General features: G+C 61.8%; 16 protein-coding genes. 7 read left to right on the top strand and 9 right to left on the bottom strand.

What is annotated here, in order from left to right:
• Positions 1–79: 79 nt before the first annotated feature.
• Positions 80–460, top strand: a complete 381-nt coding sequence (locus JFT44_RS11305; RefSeq protein ID WP_057438469.1) for a RidA family protein — start codon at positions 80–82, stop codon at positions 458–460.
• A gap of 94 nt (positions 461–554) precedes the next feature.
• Positions 555–2,558, top strand: a complete 2,004-nt coding sequence (locus tag JFT44_RS11300) for a U32 family peptidase (RefSeq protein WP_120733103.1) — start codon at positions 555–557, stop codon at positions 2,556–2,558.
• A 34-nt stretch (positions 2,559–2,592) separates the two neighbouring features.
• On the opposite strand, the gene JFT44_RS11295 is transcribed toward JFT44_RS11300, so the two are convergent.
• Entirely contained in the window at positions 2,593–3,507 is a 915-nt protein-coding gene (locus JFT44_RS11295) for a DMT family transporter (RefSeq protein WP_057959662.1), read from the bottom strand.
• Between the two features lie 131 nt (positions 3,508–3,638).
• Here JFT44_RS11295 and JFT44_RS11290 point away from each other — a divergent pair, with 131 nt between their 5' ends.
• Positions 3,639–4,082, top strand: coding sequence for an Lrp/AsnC family transcriptional regulator (locus tag JFT44_RS11290; RefSeq protein ID WP_057438466.1), 444 nt, complete (start codon positions 3,639–3,641; stop codon positions 4,080–4,082).
• Positions 4,083–4,153: 71 nt separating this feature from the next.
• Here JFT44_RS11290 and JFT44_RS28885 read toward each other — a convergent pair whose 3' ends face one another.
• From JFT44_RS28885 to JFT44_RS11280, 3 genes are all read right to left on the bottom strand, one after another.
• Entirely contained in the window at positions 4,154–4,285 is a 132-nt protein-coding gene (locus tag JFT44_RS28885; RefSeq protein ID WP_258571511.1) for a hypothetical protein, read from the bottom strand.
• A gap of 4 nt (positions 4,286–4,289) precedes the next feature.
• A complete protein-coding gene (locus tag JFT44_RS11285; protein ID WP_081044249.1) occupies positions 4,290–4,517 on the bottom strand; it encodes a hypothetical protein in 228 nt (75 codons plus the stop codon).
• Positions 4,518–4,602: 85 nt separating this feature from the next.
• Entirely contained in the window at positions 4,603–5,148 is a 546-nt protein-coding gene (locus tag JFT44_RS11280) for a hypothetical protein (RefSeq protein ID WP_186626223.1), read from the bottom strand.
• A gap of 375 nt (positions 5,149–5,523) precedes the next feature.
• Here JFT44_RS11280 and JFT44_RS11275 point away from each other — a divergent pair, with 375 nt between their 5' ends.
• The 3 genes from JFT44_RS11275 to JFT44_RS11265 all read left to right on the top strand — a co-directional run bounded on the left by JFT44_RS11275 (position 5,524) and on the right by JFT44_RS11265 (position 8,884).
• The gene (locus JFT44_RS11275; protein ID WP_057959664.1) at positions 5,524–6,933 is read left to right on the top strand and encodes a circularly permuted type 2 ATP-grasp protein; all 1,410 of its coding nucleotides are present in this window, start codon (positions 5,524–5,526) and stop codon (positions 6,931–6,933) included.
• Between the two features lie 2 nt (positions 6,934–6,935).
• The gene (locus JFT44_RS11270) at positions 6,936–7,886 is read left to right on the top strand and encodes an alpha-E domain-containing protein (RefSeq protein WP_029299950.1); all 951 of its coding nucleotides are present in this window, start codon (positions 6,936–6,938) and stop codon (positions 7,884–7,886) included.
• A 566-nt stretch (positions 7,887–8,452) separates the two neighbouring features.
• A complete protein-coding gene (locus tag JFT44_RS11265; protein WP_057444786.1) occupies positions 8,453–8,884 on the top strand; it encodes a nuclear transport factor 2 family protein in 432 nt (143 codons plus the stop codon).
• Between the two features lie 3 nt (positions 8,885–8,887).
• Here JFT44_RS11265 and JFT44_RS11260 read toward each other — a convergent pair whose 3' ends face one another.
• From JFT44_RS11260 to JFT44_RS11250, 3 genes are all read right to left on the bottom strand, one after another.
• Positions 8,888–9,823 carry an alpha/beta fold hydrolase gene (locus tag JFT44_RS11260; protein WP_198830651.1) on the bottom strand — a complete coding sequence of 312 codons (936 nt, stop codon included), beginning with the start codon at positions 9,821–9,823 and terminating at the stop codon, positions 8,888–8,890.
• 80 nt (positions 9,824–9,903) lie between these two features.
• Positions 9,904–12,156 carry an ATP-dependent DNA helicase gene (locus JFT44_RS11255; RefSeq protein WP_198830650.1) on the bottom strand — a complete coding sequence of 751 codons (2,253 nt, stop codon included), beginning with the start codon at positions 12,154–12,156 and terminating at the stop codon, positions 9,904–9,906.
• Complete coding sequence (locus JFT44_RS11250) at positions 12,153–13,802, bottom strand: VRR-NUC domain-containing protein (RefSeq protein ID WP_120733088.1); 1,650 nt, start codon at positions 13,800–13,802, stop codon at positions 12,153–12,155. Before JFT44_RS11250 ends, JFT44_RS11255 begins: the two co-directional genes overlap by 4 nt.
• Before the next feature lie 188 nt (positions 13,803–13,990).
• Between JFT44_RS11250 and JFT44_RS11245 the strand changes: the two genes are divergently transcribed.
• Positions 13,991–14,215, top strand: coding sequence for a YgdI/YgdR family lipoprotein (locus JFT44_RS11245; protein WP_057438460.1), 225 nt, complete (start codon positions 13,991–13,993; stop codon positions 14,213–14,215).
• Between the two features lie 44 nt (positions 14,216–14,259).
• Here JFT44_RS11245 and JFT44_RS11240 read toward each other — a convergent pair whose 3' ends face one another.
• Together JFT44_RS11240 and JFT44_RS11235 are read right to left on the bottom strand one after the other, a co-directional pair.
• Entirely contained in the window at positions 14,260–16,107 is a 1,848-nt protein-coding gene (locus JFT44_RS11240; RefSeq protein ID WP_198830649.1) for a polyurethanase, read from the bottom strand.
• Positions 16,108–16,187: 80 nt separating this feature from the next.
• Positions 16,188–19,319, bottom strand: coding sequence for an autotransporter domain-containing protein (locus tag JFT44_RS11235; RefSeq protein WP_198830648.1), 3,132 nt, complete (start codon positions 19,317–19,319; stop codon positions 16,188–16,190).
• Positions 19,320–19,344: the final 25 nt, after the last annotated feature.

The raw sequence follows: 19,344 nt of genomic DNA, 5'->3' as shown, positions 1-19,344 counted from the left end.
TTTCAAGGGATAATTTATCGACCGATAACTAGTACGTAGCGTTTACTATCCACGCTGTTCCATTCACCTAGGGCTCCCCATGAGCAACCACGACCTCAGCTTCACCCCCGACCTCGACCCGGATTCGATTTCCTCCGACGTTATCGGCTTCAACGGCATCCTGGTCTCCACACAAATCCCGGTACGCGCCGATGGCAGCCTGGAATTGGGCGATGTCACTGCGCAAAGCGAATGCACCCTGCAAGCCCTCAAAGTCGCCCTCGAACGCGCCGGCAGCAGCATGGACCGGGTCATGCACTTGACCATCTACCTCACTGACATGGCCGACCGCGCCGCATTCAACGAGGTGTACAAGCGCTTCTTCGCCAAACCCTGGCCGGTACGCGCGGCGGTTGGCGTGGCGTCGTTGGCGGTCGAAGGCATGCGGGTTGAAGTCACGGCGATGGCCGCCAAGGGCTGAGCCCGGCGCGTCATTGGGCATCCAGCGGGTGCCCGCCAGGCGATTCACGGCTACAATGCGCGCCTCAACCGTGACAAGCCTGACTAAAAAAACTATGTCCTTGCCCAAGCATCATCTGGAATTGCTCAGCCCTGCCCGCGATGTCGCCATCGCGCGCGAGGCCATCCTGCACGGCGCCGACGCCGTGTACATCGGCGGCCCAAGCTTCGGTGCGCGCCACAACGCCTGCAACGACGTGAGCGAGATCGCCCAACTGGTGGAATTCGCCCGTCGTTACCACGCCCGGGTGTTCACCACCATCAACACCATCCTGCACGACGACGAACTGGAGCCGGCCCGCAAGCTGATCCACCAGTTGTACGATGCCGGCGTTGATGCGCTGATTGTCCAGGACCTGGGGGTGATGGAGCTGGATATCCCGCCGATCGAGCTGCATGCCAGCACCCAGACCGACATCCGTACCTTGAACCGGGCCAAGTTCCTCGACCAGGCCGGGTTCTCCCAGCTGGTGCTGGCCCGCGAGCTGAACCTCCAGGAAATCCGCGCGATTGCCGATGAAACCGATGCCGCCATCGAGTTCTTCATCCATGGCGCGTTGTGCGTCGCGTTCTCCGGGCAATGCAATATTTCCCACGCGCAAAATGGCCGCAGCGCCAACCGTGGCGACTGCTCCCAGGCCTGCCGCCTGCCCTACACCCTCAAGGATGACCAGGGCCGCGTCGTGGCCTTTGAAAAGCACCTGCTGTCGATGAAAGACAACAACCAGAGCGCCAACCTGCGCGCTTTGGTGGACGCCGGCGTGCGCTCGTTCAAGATCGAGGGCCGCTACAAAGACATGGGTTATGTGAAGAACATCACCGCCTATTACCGCCAGCGCCTGGACGAGATCCTCGAAGACCGCCCGGACCTGGCGCGCGCTTCCAGCGGGCGTACCGCTCATTTCTTCCTGCCAGACCCGGAAAAAACCTTCCACCGTGGCAGCACCGACTACTTCGTCAGTGACCGCAAGATTGATATCGGCGCCTTCGACACCCCAACCTTTACCGGCCTGCCGGTAGGCGTGGTGGAAAAAGCCGGCAAGCGCGACTTGCAGGTGATCACCCATGAGCCGCTGTCCAACGGCGATGGCCTCAACGTGCTGATCAAGCGTGAAGTCGTGGGTTTTCGCGCCAATATCGCCGAGCCTAAAGGTGAGTTCGAAGAAGACGGCGAAAAGCGCTACCGCTACCGTGTCGAGCCCAACGAAATGCCGGCGGGCCTGCATCAACTACGACCGAATCACCCGCTCAACCGCAACCTCGACCATAACTGGCAGCAAGCGTTGCTCAAGACCTCCGCCGAGCGGCGGGTTGGCGTGTCGTGGCAGGCCAGCCTGCGCGAAGACCAATTGCAACTGACCGCCACCAGTGAAGAAGGCGTGAGTGTCAGCACCACCCTGCCCGGCCCGTTCGGCGTGGCCAACAAGCCGGAACAGGCGCTGGACACCTTGCGCGACCTGCTTGGCCAACTGGGCACCACCCAGTATCACGCCACCGCAATCGAGCTGGACGCCCCCCAGGCGTTTTTCATTCCCAATTCGCAACTCAAGGCACTGCGCCGCGACTTAATCGAAGCGCTGACGGTTGCGCGTGTCGAGGCCCACCCCCGTGGTGGTCGCAAGGCCGAAACCACACCGCCGCCGGTGTACCCGGAGTCGCACCTGTCGTTCCTGGCCAACGTCTACAACCAGAAGGCCCGCGACTTCTACCATCGCCATGGCGTGAAGTTGATCGATGCGGCCTACGAGGCCCACGAAGAAACCGGTGAAGTGCCGGTGATGATCACCAAGCACTGCCTGCGTTTCTCCTTCAACCTGTGCCCCAAGCAGGCCAAGGGCGTGACCGGCGTACGCACCAAGGTCGCACCGATGCAGTTGATTCACGGCGATGAAGTACTGACCCTGAAATTCGACTGCAAACCGTGCGAAATGCATGTGGTGGGCAAGATCAAGGGGCATATCCTCGATCTGCCGCTGCCGGGCAGTGGTGTGCAACAGCAAGTCGTGGGGCATATCAGCCCGGCGGACTTGCTCAAGACCATTCCCCGCGCACCACACTGAGTCCCCCTCTGTAGGAGCTGGCTTTGGCTGGCTCCTACAAGGGGCGCTTAGCATGAGAGGGCGAAACATCCGACTTCCAGCGCCACCACCATCCCCGCTGCAACCCCGCCGCCGCCAGCAGAATCGCCGCAACACCCAGCCATTGCGTCCAACCCAGACGATGCCCATAGGCCATCCAATCAACCAGGATCGCCGCAATCGGGTAGATGAACGACAACGCCCCAGTCAATGCCGTCGGCAGTTTTTGGATCGCGCCATACAGCAGCACATACATCAGGCCGGTGTGCACCATACCCAGTGTCAACAGCGCCGCCCAGGCATCAACCGGTGCCGAAAGGCTGTGCCATGAAACCAGTGGCACCAACAGCACCGCACCGGTACTCACTTGAATCAGCGCCAGCAGATGGGGCGGCACAGCCTTCAGGCGCTTGATAATCAGTGCAGCGATGGCATACAAAAGGGCCGCGCCCAGCGCCTGGGCCACGCCCCACAGATATTGATCACCGCTACCCTGCTGCTCGCCATGGGCGGTGACGATAGCCAACATGCCCATGAATGACACGCTCAGCCACGCCAGCTTCTGTACGGTGATTTTCTCGCCAAGCAACAGCGCCGCGAGGATCACCAGCATAAATGGCTGAACGTTATAGACCGCCGTGCTGATGGCAATCGACGCTTTTGAATAGGACGCAAACAGCAACAGCCAGTTACCCACGATGGCCACGCCGCTCAACATGGCCCAGCCGAGTGTCGAATAACTCAACCAGGCACTGCGCAGATACCCCAGGTGCCAGCACACCAGCAACAAGGTCAAGGCGCCAATGACGCAACGCCAGAACACCACCTCAATGACCGGCACCCCAGACACCAGCACAAACCAGCCGATCGTGCCGGAGATCAGCATGGCGCCAACCATTTCCCATGAGCCGCGACGTATGGATTTGTCCATGATTAAGCTCCTCGAATGAGGCTAAATTATGGCAATCTGCGTCGATCAGGCTCCAGCGCCTGAGAAAGGCCAATGGCGGTGTTTGCCTATTCTTATTAGGCAAAAATTCAGGTTTACCTAAGGAGCCCAGGATGATTGACGTTATCGACCAGCAACTGCTCGCTGCCTTGATGGACGACTCGCGTTGCTCGCTCAAGACCTTGGCCGGCATAACCGGCCTGTCCTCGCCCAGTGTCGGCGAGCGCTTGCGCCGCCTGGAAGAGCGCGGGGTGTTGAAGGGCTATACCGTGGAGGTCGACCCCAAACATTTTGGCTACTTGCTGCAAGCCATCGTGCGCATCCGCCCCCTGCCCGGCCAATTGCAGGAGGTTGAACGACAGATCCAGGCGATCCCGGAATTTACCGAGTGTGACAAGGTGACCGGCGACGACTGCTTTATCGCGCGGCTGCACGTGCGCACCATGGATCAGTTGGACACCTTGCTTGACCGCCTCAACGGCTATGCCGAAACCAACACCGCCATCGTCAAGAAAACCCCGGTCAAGCGCCGGCTGCCGCCGTTGGCAGGTGGGTGATACCAGAGTTGATGCACGCTCCTCTCGCTTTGGATCACATAACAAGCTGGCTAACTGATGCGGCGCTGACGCTAGGCATCAGCACTGCCTTCGTCAGCCACCTCTTCCTCCTCGATCAGCGGCACTTGCGCATCATCCATCAACGATCCGGGGTCTTCATTGCCCGGATCATTGATCGGTTCCTCTTCGGCTGGAATATGCATGGCCTTAGCCGCCCGGGGTATCAATGTCAGCGTCGGTCTGCGGCTTGGGCTCGCGCTCTGGCTTGAAGTCCGGGCTGTACTCATTGTCCCTGGCCACCTTGTCGGTAGCGGGTTGCGGGTCCTTGGGGGCGGCGGCTGCGGTGCCGGGAGCGGGCACTTGGCGAGTCTCGTCATCGATGGCCGGATCGTTCCTGCCGCTGACGTGTGGGTCTGGGCTGTGACGGGTGCTCATGGGAACCTCTTTATCCGATGGTGTAAGGTTAAGGTGCCGCACTGGTGGACGAAGTTCAGTCCGGATGACCTGTACTGATCAATGGTCACGCCCCCGGATTGTCCACCTGGATATAGAACGCAAACGCCGCCAGCAGTATCCAGAACACCATGAACAGCCACGGCGTGCGCACCGAAAACAGCAAGGACTTGCGATAACCCTTGTGCGACGACTCGGTCTCGCAGAACAGCGGTGACTCATCGTAGGCCAGGCCCATCACCGGCTCGCTGCGCAACAACTCGCTTTGCTTGAAGTGCCAGTGATCAATGATGTCGTAGGCTGCGCGGATGCCCGGCCAGGCATTGAGCGAGCTGAACACCCCGAGCATCGACAACAGCAGCGGAACCACCAGGGTAAACAGCTTGCCCCACTCCGGGTTGAGGTTGCCCATGCACGACACAAAGGCAATCACCAAAAACGACTGCGCCGTCAGGTAGGCATCGGTGCGGTTGGCGAGGATGGTGGTTTCGTACTGGATTTCCCGGCGATAGAAGTCCAGCCGGTCCTTGGGCGAACCGAAAATCTTGGCGTTGTGTTCGGTGTGGTCAGTCAGCGCCGATTCCGGGCTGTGCGGGGAGATGATTCTGGGCACAATCGTTGATCCTCAAAGTGCTTAATCTCCTTAGAAGAACCGCCCATGGCCGAAGTTCAGGTCAATCGCCCGCACCGTTATAGGGCGCAGGCTGCGCATATCACGCACTGCACTTGCGCAGTCTGCTCCAGTAACGGGCTGATACACCGTGTAATCCCAATAAACGCGGTTCCGGCACAGCCATTGCTTTACTCCTGTAATCCCCTGCCTGCCCAGGTGAACACAGGAGCAACTGTTACCCCCCGACTCAGAGCCGACTCCAAAAGAAAGTAAGGACCCGGTCCGTTGGCGCCAAAAGCCACGGGCTCATAACAATGCGTTTTCTAAAGCGGCAGTGCCTGCAGCCTTTCACCCGGCACTGACAAGGTAATTGGAATGGCTCGATCTTTCTTTGATGAGATGAATGACGCAAACGGCGTATGCCGTGCGCACTACCAGGATTTTTCCCGCTGGCTGGCCAACACCCCGCCGGAACTGCTGGCCCAGCGCCGCCGTGAGGCCGACCTGCTGTTCCACCGCGCCGGCATCACCTTCACCCTGTACGGTGACGAGCAGGACACCGAGCGCCTGATCCCCTTCGATATCATCCCGCGCAGCATCCCCGCCAGTGAATGGAGCGTGATCGAACGCGGCTGTATCCAGCGGGTCAATGCGTTGAACATGTTCCTCGCCGATATCTACCACGACCAGCGCATTATCAAGGCCGGGATCATTCCCGCCGACCAGGTGCTGGGCAATGAAGGCTATCAGAAGGCCATGGTCGGCCTGGACCTGCACCGCAATATCTACTCCCATATCTCCGGTGTCGACCTGGTGCGCGATGGCGATGGCACCTACTACGTCCTCGAAGACAACCTGCGCACCCCCAGCGGCGTGAGCTACATGCTCGAAGACCGCAAGATGATGATGCGCCTGTTCCCGGAAGTGTTTGCCAAGCAGCGCATCGCGCCGGTGGATCACTACCCCAACCTGCTGCTCAAGACCCTGAAAAGCGCCAGCCGCCTGGACAACCCCAATGTCGTGGTGCTGACCCCGGGGCGCTTTAACAGCGCGTTCTTCGAACATGCGTTCCTGGCCCGGGAAATGGGGGTGGAGCTGGTCGAAGGTGCCGACCTGTTCGTGCACGACCTCAAGGTGTTCATGCGCACCACCGACGGCCCGAAAGCCGTGGATGTGATCTACCGGCGCATCGACGATGCCTTCCTCGACCCCCAGGCGTTCAACCCCGAATCCATGCTCGGCGTGCCAGGCCTGGTGGCCGCCTACTGCGCCGGCAATGTGGTGCTGGCCAATGCCATCGGTACCGGGGTGGCCGACGACAAATCCATCTACCCCTATGTGCCGGAGATGATTCGCTTCTATCTGGATGAAGAACCGGTGTTGCAAAACGTGCCGACGTTCCAGTGCCGCAAGCCTGAAGAACTGTCCCATGTACTGGCGCACTTGCCCGAGCTGGTGGTCAAGGAAACCCAGGGCTCCGGCGGCTACGGCATGCTGGTGGGCCCGGCCGCCTCGGCGGCCGAGATCGAGGACTTCCGCCAACGCATCAAGGCCCGGCCCCATGCCTATATCGCCCAGCCAACCTTGAGCCTGTCGACCTGCCCGACCTTTGTCGAAAACGGCATCGCGCCACGGCATATCGACCTGCGTCCGTTTGTGCTGTCGGGCAAGGAAACCCGCCTGGTACCAGGCGGCCTGACCCGGGTGGCATTGCGTGAAGGCTCATTGATCGTCAACTCGTCGCAAGGCGGCGGAACCAAGGACACCTGGGTGGTGGAGGGCTGAGTATGCTGAGTAGAACCGCCGCAGATCTGTATTGGATGTCGCGCTACCTGGAACGCGCGGAAAACCTGGCGCGCATGCTGGAGGTCAGCTACTCGCTGTCGCTGATGCCCCAGGCCGGGCGCAGTGATGGCCTGGACGAACTGGCGATGTCGCTGCTCAGCAGTGGCACCCTCGACAGCTACCTGGAGCGCCATCAACAACTGGACGCCGAGCGCATGCTGCACTTCTTCGCCCTCGACGAAGAAAACCCGGCCAGTATCTACAACTGCCTGCGCGCCGCCCGGGGCAATGCCCATGCGGTACGTGGGCGGATCACCGCCGACATGTGGGAAAACCTCAACGCCACCTGGCTGGAAATGCGCAGCATCGCCGCCGGCGGCCTGGCGCGCCATGGCATCAGCCACTTCTGTGACTGGGTCAAGCAGCGCTCGCACCTGTTCCGAGGGGCCACGTCCGGCACCATCATGCGCAACGATGCCTATCGGTTTATCCGCCTGGGTACCTTTGTCGAGCGCGCCGACAACACCCTGCGACTGCTGGATGCACGCTACGAGATGTTTGGCGAAGAGTCCGAAGAAGTCAGCGACCTGTCCGCCCGCGGCTACTACCAGTGGAGCGCTCTGCTGCGTGCCTTGTCGTCGTTCGAGGCCTACACCGAGCTGTACCCCAATGCGCTGAATGCGCGTTCGGTGTCGGAACTGCTGCTGTTGCGCAGCGACGTACCGCGCTCGTTGCATGCATGTATCGAGGAGTTGAGCCATATCCTCGCCGACCTGCCGGGCAGTTACGGCCGTACGGCCCAGCGCTTGGCGGCCGAGTTTGAGGCGCGGCTGCGTTACACCGGTATTGATGAGATTCTCGAAGAAGGCTTGCACAGCCGGCTGACCGAATTTATCGACACCGTGCGCGAACTGGCGCGGGCGATCCACAGTTCCTACCTGGAGGTGGTTTGACCCCCCATATCCCGCTGTAGAGGTGGGCCCGTTATAGCCATAGGTATCTATTTTTTTAGTGTTTCTTGGGTTTGTGTACATATCCGTTGCTGCGGTTACGGCGGCTATTGGTTCCGCTCTTACAGCGGGTCACTTTTGGAAAAGAGCCCGGAGTGCCGGCCCAGCCAAAAGTAACCAAAAGGGCTCTTGCCCCACCACTCGGTGCCTCGCCTAGGCTCGGCATGCCCGCAGTCAGGCATTGCTCCGTGGGCCCGCCGCGATCGGCCATCCCTGGCCGTGTCGCGGCTACCCCGGCATCCATGCCGGGGTGCCCACTGCGCAATACCTGCCTGCGGCCAGCGTGGTTTAACGGGGCGCCTGAGATCAAGATCAAAAGCCAGATCAAAAGCAGAGCAACAGCAACAGCAAAGCCGGGGTGCGAAGCTGCATTCCCCTGTGGGAGCTGGCTTGCCTGCTCCCACAGGTGTGGTGTTTGCTCCAGACATATAACTGTCAGTTTGGATCATTGATCCCACCTCGCGGCTGCTCTTATGGTTGTTCGACACTCATAAGAACAGGTACAGACCATGTCCGACGCTCTGCAATTAGCCACCCCGGCCGCCCATACCCTGAAACGCTGGCACACCATGCTGGCCACTGCCGATCTCAAAGCCCTGCCCGAACTGCTGGCGCCGGAGGCGGTGTTTCGCTCGCCCATGGCGCATACGCCCTACCCCGGCGCGCCCGTGGTGTCGATGATCCTCAACACCGTGTTTACCGTGTTTGAAGACTTCCAGTACCACCGCGAACTGGCCAGCGCCGACGGGCACAGTGTGGTGCTGGAGTTCAGCGCGCGGGTGGGCGACAAGCAGCTCAAGGGTATCGACCTGATCCGCTTCAACGAACAGGGGCAGATCATCGAGTTTGAGGTGATGGTCCGCCCCTTGAGCGGGCTACAGGCTCTCGGTGAAGAAATGGGCCGGCGCCTGGCGCCGTTCCTGGCCAAGGCCAAGGGTTGATACTCAACGCCCGAGGAACTCCAGCAACCGGGCGTTGACCTGCGCCCCTTGCTCCACCTGGATCCAGTGCCCGCAGTTGGCCAGTACCTGCTGTTCCAACTGCGGTACCACCTCGGGCATGCGCTTGAGCGTATGTGCCTCGAATACCCCCACCGGATCGCGGTCGCCGATCAGGAACAGCGTCGGTTGTAACACTTGCCGCCCGGCCAGGAACTCGGTGCGCTGCCAGTTGCGCTCGAAGTTGCGGTACCAGTTCAACGGCCCGCGAAAACCCTGGGCGAAGGTTTGCACATAGATCTCCAGGTCGTGCTGGCTGCACCAGGCCGGCAAGGCGCCCGGCAGCGCGACACCCTCGAGCAAGGTCGCCGTGGCCGGCTTTTGCTGCAGGAATACATCCTGGTCCTGCATAAACAGGCGCAAGGTGCGTTCGATGTCCGCTTCCAGCTCCTGTTCGGCCACGCCGGGCTCCTGGAAGTACAGGATGTAGTTGAACCGCTCGGCGTACAGCTCGCGCATGATCTCGATCACCGGCCTGCGGGAGCGACCGGCAAAGGGCACCGACATTGTGACCAGGGCGCGGATGCGCTGCGGTTCCAGCAAGGCCAGGTGCCAGGCCACCACGGCGCCCCAGTCATGGCCGACCATCGCCACCCGACGATGCCCGAACAGGTCCATGGCGCCCTGGATATCTGCGCACAGGGTCAGCAGGTCGTAGTCAGCAATGTCTGCAGGGGCACTGCTTGGCCCGTAGCCGCGCATCTGCGGGGCGAACACCCGATAGCCGGCTGCCGCCAGCGCCGGTATCTGCAGTCGCCAGGAGTGCCAACACTCGGGAAAGCCATGGAGCAACCACACCGGCGGGCCGTTCTCGGGGCCGGCGATATGCAGGCTCAATTGAATACCGTTGACCTGGATCGTCTGTTGCTCGATAGCACTCATCACGCGGCTCCATCAGAGGGACTGCTGCAGACTGCCCCAGCAGCACGGCCTGCGCCAGCATCATTGATCGGGCAAATACCTCAGGTCACCGACCACCAGCGCGGCAGCAGTGGCCGCACCTTGGGCTCGGCAAAACGGTCATCAATCAGCATCACTACCCCCTGGTCCTGCTGGGTGCGAATCACCCGGCCGGCCGCCTGCACCACCTTCTGGATCCCGGGATACAGGTAGGTGTAGTCATACCCCGAACCGAAGATCGCGCCCATGCGCAGCTTCATCTGCTCGTTGACCGGATTAAGCTGCGCCAGGCCCAGGGTGGCGATAAAGGCCCCGATCAGACGCGCCCCCGGCAGGTCGATACCCTCGCCGAACGCCCCGCCCAGCACGGCAAACCCCACGCCCTGGCTATGCTGGGTGAACTGCTCAAGGAAGGCCTGGCGCTCGGCCTCGGCCATGCCCCGTGATTGATGCCAGGTCGGGATCGCCGGATGCCGCTCGGCCAGTAATTGCGCCACTTGCTGCTGGTAATCGAAGCTGCTGAAAAACGCCAGGTAGTTGCCCGGGGTACGCGCAAATTGCTCGGCGATCAACGCCACGATGGGCTCCAGAGACGCCTGGCGATGCACAAACCGCGTGGAGATGCGATCGATGATGCGCACCTGCAACTGCGCGGCCTCGAACGGTGATTCGACGTCAATCCACGCGGTATCCGCCGGTAGCCCCAGCAGGTCGGCGTAGTAATGCCGGGGGCTCAGGGTCGCGGAAAACAGCACGCTGCTGCGGGCTGCGGTCAAACGTGGGCGGATAAATTCGGCCGGCACCACGTTGCGCAGGCTCAAGCGCGAGAAGCGGCGCTTGGCCAGCGGGTCGCGCTGGCTGATATCAAAAATAAACTGCTCGTTGAACAGCTCCGCCACCTTGGCGAACTGCAAGGCCTCGAAGTAAAAGCTTTGCAGTTCGCCCGTGAGCGCCTGCGGGTGGTCGTTGAAATACTCGCCCATGGCGCTGGTGCACAGGGCCAGGGCCTGCAACAGCTTGTCCGGTTTGCTGGCATAGGCCTGGTACACCGTGACCTGTTCCTTGTGCAGCGCATTCCATTCACGGTTGAGCCGCTGCAATGGCTTGTGCAAAGGCTCGGGGGCGCTATCGCGCACGCTCTTCAGGGCAAATTGATCAAGGTCGGCGCTGTACATCGCCCGGCCCCGCTCCACCAGGTTATGGGCCTCGTCCACCAGCACCGCGACCCGCCATTGGTTGAGTTGGGCGAGGCCAAACAGCATCGCGCCAAAATCGAAGTAATAGTTGTAGTCGGCGACCACCATGTCGCACCAGCGCGCCATTTCCTGGCTCAGGTAATACGGGCACACCTCATGGGCCAGTGCCACTTTGCGCAGCGTTGGTTGATCCAGCAGGCGCACCTTGGCTGCGGCCTCGCGCGCGGCGGGCAGGCGATCATAAAAGCCTTTGGCCAGTGGGCAGGAATCACCGTGACAGGCTTTGTCCAGGTGTTCGCAGGCCTTGTCCCGCGCCACCAGCTCCAGCACCCGCAATGGCAGGTCGGCGCTGGCGTGCAGCACTCGCACCGCGTCCAGCGCCAGTTTGCGGCCGGGGGTCTTGGCCGTGAGAAAGAACAGCTTGTCCAACTGTTGTGGCGCCAGGGCCTTGAGCATCGGAAACACCGTGCCAATGGTTTTGCCGATCCCCGTGGGTGCCTGCGCCATCAGGCAGCGCCCGGTACTGACGGCCTTGTACACCGACTCGGCGAGGGTGCGCTGGCCCAGGCGAAAGTCCGCGTGGGGAAAGGCCAGGGCCCTGGTTGCGGTGTCACGGGCCTGGCGCTGCTGCGCCTGCTGCTCGGCCCAACCGAGAAACAACGCGCACTGCTGATTGAAGAACTTCTCCAGTTCATCCGCAGGGCACAGCTGGTTGATCACGGTTTCGCGCTCGCTGACGATATCGAAATACACCAGCGCCAGCTCGATCTCAGGCAACCCCAGCTTGCTGCACATCAGCCAGCCATAGACCTTGGCCTGGGCCCAGTGCAGTTGCCGGTGGTTGGCCGGCTGGGCATCCAGGTCGCTACGGTAGGTCTTGACCTCTTCCAGCACGTTGCGATCCGGATCATAACCATCGGCTCGGCCGCGCACGCTCAGCTGTTGGTAGCACCCTTCCAGGGCCACCTCACTCTGGTAATGCGCGCTACGGCGGGACGCCACCGTGCGGTGGCCGAGCATGCCTTCCTGGGCACTGGGCGAAGGGGTAAACCGCAGGTCGAGGTCACCGACCTTGGCCGTGAACTCGCACAATGCCCGCACGGCGACCGTATAACTCAAGCGCCCTGCTCCGCCCAGCGGACATAACAGACGGTGACCGGCATCTGGTGCTCGCCACAGAACTCCAGCCAGCGCAATTGGTTGTCCTGCAGGCGGTCGCCCGGGCCTTTGACTTCGATCATGCGATAGGTTTTTTGCGCCGGCCAGAACTGGATCAGGTCCGGCATCCCGGCGCGGTTGGCGCGGATATCCAGCAACAGGCGGTCGAACCAGTGCCGCAGGTGCTCGGCGGGCAGGCAATCGAGGGCCTGCTCAAGCAACTCTTCGCTCAATACATTCCAGAACACAAAAGGTGACTGGATCCCCCATTTTTCGGCGTAGCGCTGGCGGATCGTGGTTTTGTAGCGCTGGTCGTGCAGTTGATCCAGGCAGGCGGCAAACAGTTCGGCGCGGCGCTGCTGGAAGTCCTCACTGTGCAAGTCCACCGGCCCGCGCTGGAACGGGTGAAAAAACGAGCCGGGCAACGGCGCAAAGATCGCCGGCCAGCACAACAGGCCGAACAGCGAGTTGATCAGGGTGTTTTCGACGTAGTGCACCGGCCCCGCGTCATCTCCCAAGTGCGCCTGCACGCAGAACTCCACGGCGGCCAGCGGTTGCGGGAATGGCAGTTCCAGGTCCAGGCGCTGGATCACCGGGGGTTTGGCCTTGGGCAGCGCCGGTTCACCCAGCTTGCGCCGCAACCGCGGCAGCACCCGCAACAGGTGCTGCTGCTCGGCCGCACTGTGGGGCGCTGCCTGGGCCTCCAGGGCCAGGTCCATGGCCTGGGCGAACGCCTCTTGACGCTCCAGCACACGGATCAGCCGTGCACGCGCGCCGGGGTAGGCACAATCGCGGTAGATCGCCTCGGCCAGGGCCAGTTCGGCGACCCGTTCGCAATGCTGGCCGACCTGGAACAGCAGCTTGGCCCGGCGCTTTTCCAGCCAGGGGTTATCAGTGGTCAGCGTGGCGATCTGCGCCAGCACCTCCGCCAACGGTTCACCGGCCTCGAAGGCCTGCTGGCATTGGTGCAGGAACAGCAGGCCAGACACATCGTCGCGATGGCGCAGGCCACGGGATTCGGCACAGAACTCAACCTTTTCGTAGGTGTAGATCCCCAGGTCCGCCAGTACAAACTCCGACCAGTCCTGGTACAGGTTGCCGAAAAACATCAGCCGCAGGCGGTCACACAGGTCCATCACCGTAAGGCTGTACAGCCGGTCGTCCAACTGCGGACACCACTGCGCAAACGTCCGCGGCTCGGTAAATTGGCTGGATAAACCGGGCAGCCAATCGGACTTCTTGCCCCTGGGCTGCTCGATCCACGGCTTGAACGCTTGCAGCACCTCGCCTTTTTGCAGTTGCCCCCACACCTCATCAAGCGCCAGCAGGCCCTGCTCATTCACCCAACCGTGAGCCAACAGTGGCTGCACGGCCACGTCGACCGGGCCGATCTCGAGGTAATTGAGCTTGCTCGCCCGAAAATGCAGGCCCTTGCGCATCACCATGCGCACCAGCAACGCCTGGGCCGGTTGCGGCAGCTGGGCGAACTGCGTAACGAAGCGCTGCTCTTCATCGTCCAGCACATCCGCATAGCGCTGCTCCAGCCAGTCGAGCACTTGCTGGAAATTATGCAGGTAGTAAAACGGGTCTTCGAGGGGATTGGACATGACGGGCACTTGGGCAAACACTGGTTATGCATACAGATTGCCGCTGCCAGGCCTGCGTTGCAATCGCTAATAGATCAGTGGCGCACGCAACTTTTTGCATAAAAGTGATCAGATGGGGGTGGATCCGCGTAACATTTGTTGCCCGCAGCCGTTGAGCACGGGGTTTTCGAAGGATGAGAGTAAGGGTTATGAACATGAAGAACTGGGGCCTGCCGCTGGCTGCACTGACGTTTCTGGCATTGGCCGGTTGCTCGACGCCGACCGTCGTGACCTTGCAAAACGGTACGCAGTACCTGACCACAGACACGCCGAATGCCAAGACTCCCGATGGTTTCTACGAATTTACCGATATCGCCGGCAAGCGCGTACGGGTCAAGGCGGCGGATGTCGCGACCGTGCGCAAGGAAGACTGACCGAATCACCGTAGGAGCCGGCGAACCGGCGCCTACGGTTTGTTTCAGGTAATCACAAACGCCTCCGCCGACAGGCTGCCCAGCCCTACCCCCACCAGCGTCACCGAGTTATCGCCGAAGGTCAGCAGCGTATCGCTGCCCACTGCCTTGGCATGGTCGAGGTAGTTGTACTGCCCGCCCACCCCCGCCACGCCCATAAATACCAATTTGTCCGTCGACTGGTAGCCCAGGATCCGGTCCTGGCCGAAGTCGCCGTCGAACAGGAAGGTATTGCGCCCGCCACCCGCTTCCAGCAGGTCATTGCCGGCCCCGCCCACCAGAACATCGTTGCCTTTACCGCCGATCAGGTGGTCATTGCCGTCCAGGCCAAACAACCACTGCCCGCTATCGCCGGCCTTGAGAACATTGGCGCCGGCATCGCCCTTGAGCGACGCCGCATAGGCGGTCAGGTCCTTGCCCGCCAGCAACCCCTTGTCGGTCACGCTGTGGGTCACCTCTTTGCTGAACAGCAACAGATAGCTTTCCTTGCTCACTATCGCGCCCATATCGCGGGTCATGCTGATACCGCCTTGGCCGTCGCGGATGTACAGGGTGCCTGCGCCATCGTTGGCCACTTCGACGTTTTTCAGCGACTGCTGCAAGTCCAGGGTGTTGAACCCCTTGCCGCCCAGCAGGATGTTGTAGCCGCCGCCATCACGGAAGGTATCGTTGCCGGCGCGACCTTCCAGGTAGTCGTTGCCCCGGCCACCCTGGATCAGGTCATTGCCGTCGCTGCCGATAATGAACGTACTGCCCTGGTGGGCTTCGGCGTTGCGGTTGAGGTCCTGCACCCAGGTGTTGGCGCGCGCCGGGTCCGACAGATTGGCGACGATGATCGTCGAATCACGGCTGGTCAGGTCATAGAACTTGGATTCGAGGATGCGGCTCATGCCATCGCCATAACCCGTGGGTAAATGGGAAATCCACGTCGGCAGGTTGAGAATGGAAAACGGCAGGATATTCCAGAGCGTCGAGGCGTAGTGGTCGTTGAAGCTGACGATGTTATCGGCGCTGGAGGCATGCGGTTGGTCATGCACCCCGAGGGACGACAGGTTGAACGACGAACCGTCGAGGGCGCGATAGACCGGGTCGTTTTCATAACCGATGTTCAACACCTTGTCGCCGCTGCTCTGGGTCGGCGAGGCATAGGCCACGTAGTTGGCGTCCTTATAGAAACCCGCCCAGGTGGTGTTGCTCAAGTCGGCCATGCTGTTGACCGCCAGGCCACCGAGGCTATGGCCGCTGACCAGTACATCCTGGCCACTGAGCCCCTGCGCGCCGGCATACGCGGCGACTTTGCCGAGCAAGTCGCCAAAAGCCTGGCCCGCGTAGTTTTTCGCATAGTCCGCAGGGCCGAAGGCTGCCAGCAAGTCGCTGATCACATCGCCGATGGAATCAACAATCAGGTTCTCCCTGGGCCCCGAGGTGCCACGGAAGGCAATGCCGATTTCCAGCAGTTTGCCGGCGTCATCGTATTTGCCCAGGACTTCTACCTGGGCACTGGTATAGCCGGTTTTCTCACCAAAGAAGGTGCCCCGGGCATCGACCTTGCCGCCGTAGTCGAGGGTGCTGGCGCTGATGGGGGTCCAAACGGCCTTTTGCACCGCGTCGAGGGCGGCCTTTTCCGAGTCGGGGTTCCATGGGATACCGGGGATCACGCCCTGGGAGTCGGTGCTGCCCAACAACGCCTGCACCAGGGTCGCCGGCAAGCCAAGCCCCAGGCCATGCTGCTGGTAGCCCACGGCAAAGCCGTTATCCAGGTTGTGGTAGGAGTACAACGTGATCGCCATGGCATCGGCGAACAGTGCTTTGGAGTCCTCGGTAGTAAGGTTTTTGTAGTCGTAGACACCCATGGTATTGCCTCTCTTTTGTTGGAATTGTCGAGAAAGCCAAAACAGTTGGAATGCTGTAACTGTGGGAGCAAACCTGCTGTTTAGAAGGCCCAGTCCAGGCTCAAGCCCACACCGTGGATTTTCTCCTTGCTGGCCAGCAGGCCGTTGTAGTCAAAGTTCAGCCGCGCATCCTTGGTCAGCGCCAGGCTGGCCCGCGCACCGACCAACGCCGCATCGCGCACCATCGGCGAGCTTTCCACGGCAAACGCAGTGCTACCCGAAGCAAACGCCAGGTGGCGCTCGGAATCAGTGGCGCTGAGGTTGTGCTGCCAGCCCAGGGTGCCGGAAACGTCGAGGGCCTGATGGTCGGTGACGTTGAAGGTCTTCAAGGCCCGTACGCCCAGGGTGCTGAGCACCAGGTCGCGGGTGTCATCGCCGCCCTTGAGCGCCGCTGCATCGCCTTTCTCGCTGAAGCCATCGCTGTCCAGATACACATAGGCCAGGTTGGCGAATGGCTCCAGCGCCAGCGGTTGCAGGTTCAGGCGGTAAGCCGCTTCGGTAAAGACCTGGGTGCTGCGGGCATCGACCTTGGCTTTCTGCTTGCCGGCGACTTCGCCGTATTGCAGCTCACGCGTCACATCAGCACGGTGCCAGCTGTAGGTTGCCCCGCCGCTCAGGCGCCAGGCGCCGATGTCGTGACCGGCATAGGCGCCAAAGTGGTAACTGTCCACCGATGCCCGCGAATGGGTGCCATCGCCCATGTTCAGCGAGGTATCGCTGTAGCCGGCGACCAGGCCCAGGCGCGTGTCGTCATCCAGCGCACCGTCCACACCCGCCAGCAGGCCGCCGATGGAGGTGGTGTAGCCCGCCGTATCGCTGGCGCTGTCGGTTTTACCCCAGGCGCCGAGGGCCTTGATCCAGACGTTGCCACGCGAGTCGAGGGTTTGCGCTGAAGTGCCCATTTCCCCCTGCTGCAGGCGCTCGCCTACGGCTTCACGCAGGTAGCGGTTGTCGTTGACCAGCGCGGTTTCCAGGGCGGGGTAGATTTCCCCCGACAACTGTTGGAACGCCCCTTGCGCCGAGGCCGCACTCGGCGCCAGCAACAGGCTTTCATACACCCCGTTACCTGCACCCAGTTGCTCGGCAGCCGCCGCCACCGCACGTTGGTTATCGGTCGCCGCGACGCTGGCGAAGCTGTTGGCCGTGCGCGCGACATCCAGTTGCACGCCGTTGGCGCCATAATTCAGGTTGCCGCCTACAAACAGGTAATTGGGCAGTACCGAGGCAAAACTACCGGTAATCCCCCCGGCCGCCTGCAGAATGTTGTACTGGCGACCAATCAGGCTTTGCGCTTCGGGCTGGCTAAGCAAGGTCGGGCTGTTCTCCAGGGCCAGGGTCACAGTGCCGCCGTTGAGGGTCGCTTTGCCACCGGCGACGATGCGGTCGCTGCTGGTCGTGGACAGCTCTACCGCATAGGTGGAGCCCGCATCGAAATTGACATCCCCAGCCACATTCAAGGTGCCGATGGAGTTGCCCGGCGCGACCGTACCGCCGCTTTTCGCGTTTAGCGCGCCGATGCTACCGGCCCCGCCCAAGACCCCGCTGTTGCTGACAGTGACCTGTGATGTAAGCGAGCCATTGACCGCCAGCAAGCCTTGATTGACCAGGGTCGGCCCGCTGTAGGTGTTGCTGCCGGTCAGCACCAGTGTGCCGATGCCCTGCTTGGTCAGGCCGCCGTGACCGGAAATGTTGTTGCTCCACACGTCCCGCCCGCAGTGCACATCGGTGCACAGGCGCTCGGTGGGCTTGCCGGCATCGACCACCGCCCCAACCCCGGGCAAGTCCGCGACAAACTGGCCGCTGCCATAGCCACCGTCGATGCGAAACTCGGCCGGAATATCCTCGGCGGTGATAAACATCCCCGGGCCGTTGACCGCCTTGCCCAGGTTGATCATGCCCCAACCGTACAGGGAGTCGATGCCCGGTGCACCAAGGTCGGTGGCGGTAGTCTTGAGCAGCGTGGAAATCTGCTCGCCGCTCATATACGGGAAACGCTCCATCAACACCGCGGCCGCGCCCGCCACATGGGGCGCGGCCATGGAGGTACCGCTTTTATTGTTCCAGCCCAGGTTCATGTTATCGACGGTGGTGCCGACCATCACCGAGCTGTAGATCGCCGTGCCCGGTGCCGATACGCAGATGCTCGCGGCATACCCGCAACGCGAGGAGAAGGTGCTGATCACATAGGGGTTAGGGCTGTTGACGTCCGGGTTGCGCTGCAACGCCGCCACCGACAGCCAATTGGGCGCGATCTCGGGGACGAAATACGCCAGGCCGGAAATCGCATCGGGGTTGTTCAGGTTGTAGTCGTTGCCGGCGGCAAAGATTGTCAGCACGCCGCTACGCGCCGCATTGATCGCGCCCGAATAAGCGCCCCCAGCAGCGGTGCCCAGCAAGGGTTTGATCTGGTCGAACTGCGCCTGCGCCTCGCTGAGGCCGAAATGGGGGGACGCCGGGTCCTTGCCGCCCTGGGCAAACTGATCGCCAATGCCGATGCCCCAGCTGTTGTTGATGATGCGCGCACCATTGGCCACCAGGCTGTCCCAGCCGGCCTGGTACACCGCGCCGTCGTTGCCCAGGATGATCCCGTCTTCGGGGCCGGGGTCGCCGTTCTCGGCGCTGAGGATCTGTGCGTTGTAGGCCACGCCGTGCATCGGCCCACCGTTACGGTCGCCGGCGGCAATGCCACCGACATGGGTGCCGTGGTCGCCCAGCTTGCCATTGGAGCCCTGGGACGGTGTGCCGTCATAGCGGAACGGGTCACCGGCCTTTACCGGGATGTACGGGTCGGTGTACTGGCGGATCCCTTCAGTGACCAGGGTCTGCACCTTGCCCGGGCTGGAGAACTCAGGGTGCAAGGCGTACACAGGCTGGTCGAAAATCCCCAGCTTCACGCCCTTGCCGCTGTAACCGGCGGCATACGCCACATCGGCATTCACCGCCCCCAGGCCCCAGTCGGCCTTGAACTCATTGCTGCGCCAACTGGCGACATCCCCCAGCTTGCCGGTTTCGACGTAGGGTGCGGCCTGGGCGGTACCCAGGCTGGCCAGGCAACACAGCAACGCGCCGTATGGCACGCGACTCAGGGCCTTGAGCGGGTAGCCCGGGCCTGTTGGGATGGCGGAGTGAAACCCTCGTTGTTTTACGTTCACGGTGACCTTCCTTAGTTTCATTGCGTTTGTTGTTCTTTTTGTTGGC

The organism is Pseudomonas sp. MF5691 (assembly GCF_016405645.1).
GTDB lineage: Bacteria > Pseudomonadota > Gammaproteobacteria > Pseudomonadales > Pseudomonadaceae > Aquipseudomonas > Aquipseudomonas shahriarae.
The sequence above is the reverse complement of the archived record's forward strand: the minus strand, read 5'-3'. Positions and strand labels throughout refer to the sequence as shown.

What these genes read in the sequence shown, in the direction of transcription:
- JFT44_RS11305 (WP_057438469.1), top strand. Translation starts at nt 80, where the DNA reads ATGAGCAACCACGACCTCAGCTTCACCCCCGACCTCGACCCGGATTCG.
- JFT44_RS11300 (WP_120733103.1), top strand. Translation starts at nt 555, where the DNA reads ATGTCCTTGCCCAAGCATCATCTGGAATTGCTCAGCCCTGCCCGCGAT.
- JFT44_RS11295 (WP_057959662.1), bottom strand. Translation starts at nt 3,507, where the DNA reads ATGGACAAATCCATACGTCGCGGCTCATGGGAAATGGTTGGCGCCATG.
- JFT44_RS11290 (WP_057438466.1), top strand. Translation starts at nt 3,639, where the DNA reads ATGATTGACGTTATCGACCAGCAACTGCTCGCTGCCTTGATGGACGAC.
- JFT44_RS28885 (WP_258571511.1), bottom strand. Translation starts at nt 4,285, where the DNA reads ATGCATATTCCAGCCGAAGAGGAACCGATCAATGATCCGGGCAATGAA.
- JFT44_RS11285 (WP_081044249.1), bottom strand. Translation starts at nt 4,517, where the DNA reads ATGAGCACCCGTCACAGCCCAGACCCACACGTCAGCGGCAGGAACGAT.
- JFT44_RS11275 (WP_057959664.1), top strand. Translation starts at nt 5,524, where the DNA reads ATGGCTCGATCTTTCTTTGATGAGATGAATGACGCAAACGGCGTATGC.
- JFT44_RS11270 (WP_029299950.1), top strand. Translation starts at nt 6,936, where the DNA reads ATGCTGAGTAGAACCGCCGCAGATCTGTATTGGATGTCGCGCTACCTG.
- JFT44_RS11265 (WP_057444786.1), top strand. Translation starts at nt 8,453, where the DNA reads ATGTCCGACGCTCTGCAATTAGCCACCCCGGCCGCCCATACCCTGAAA.
- JFT44_RS11260 (WP_198830651.1), bottom strand. Translation starts at nt 9,823, where the DNA reads ATGAGTGCTATCGAGCAACAGACGATCCAGGTCAACGGTATTCAATTG.
- JFT44_RS11250 (WP_120733088.1), bottom strand. Translation starts at nt 13,802, where the DNA reads ATGTCCAATCCCCTCGAAGACCCGTTTTACTACCTGCATAATTTCCAG.
- JFT44_RS11245 (WP_057438460.1), top strand. Translation starts at nt 13,991, where the DNA reads ATGAACATGAAGAACTGGGGCCTGCCGCTGGCTGCACTGACGTTTCTG.
- JFT44_RS11240 (WP_198830649.1), bottom strand. Translation starts at nt 16,107, where the DNA reads ATGGGTGTCTACGACTACAAAAACCTTACTACCGAGGACTCCAAAGCA.
- JFT44_RS11235 (WP_198830648.1), bottom strand. Translation starts at nt 19,319, where the DNA reads ATGAAACTAAGGAAGGTCACCGTGAACGTAAAACAACGAGGGTTTCAC.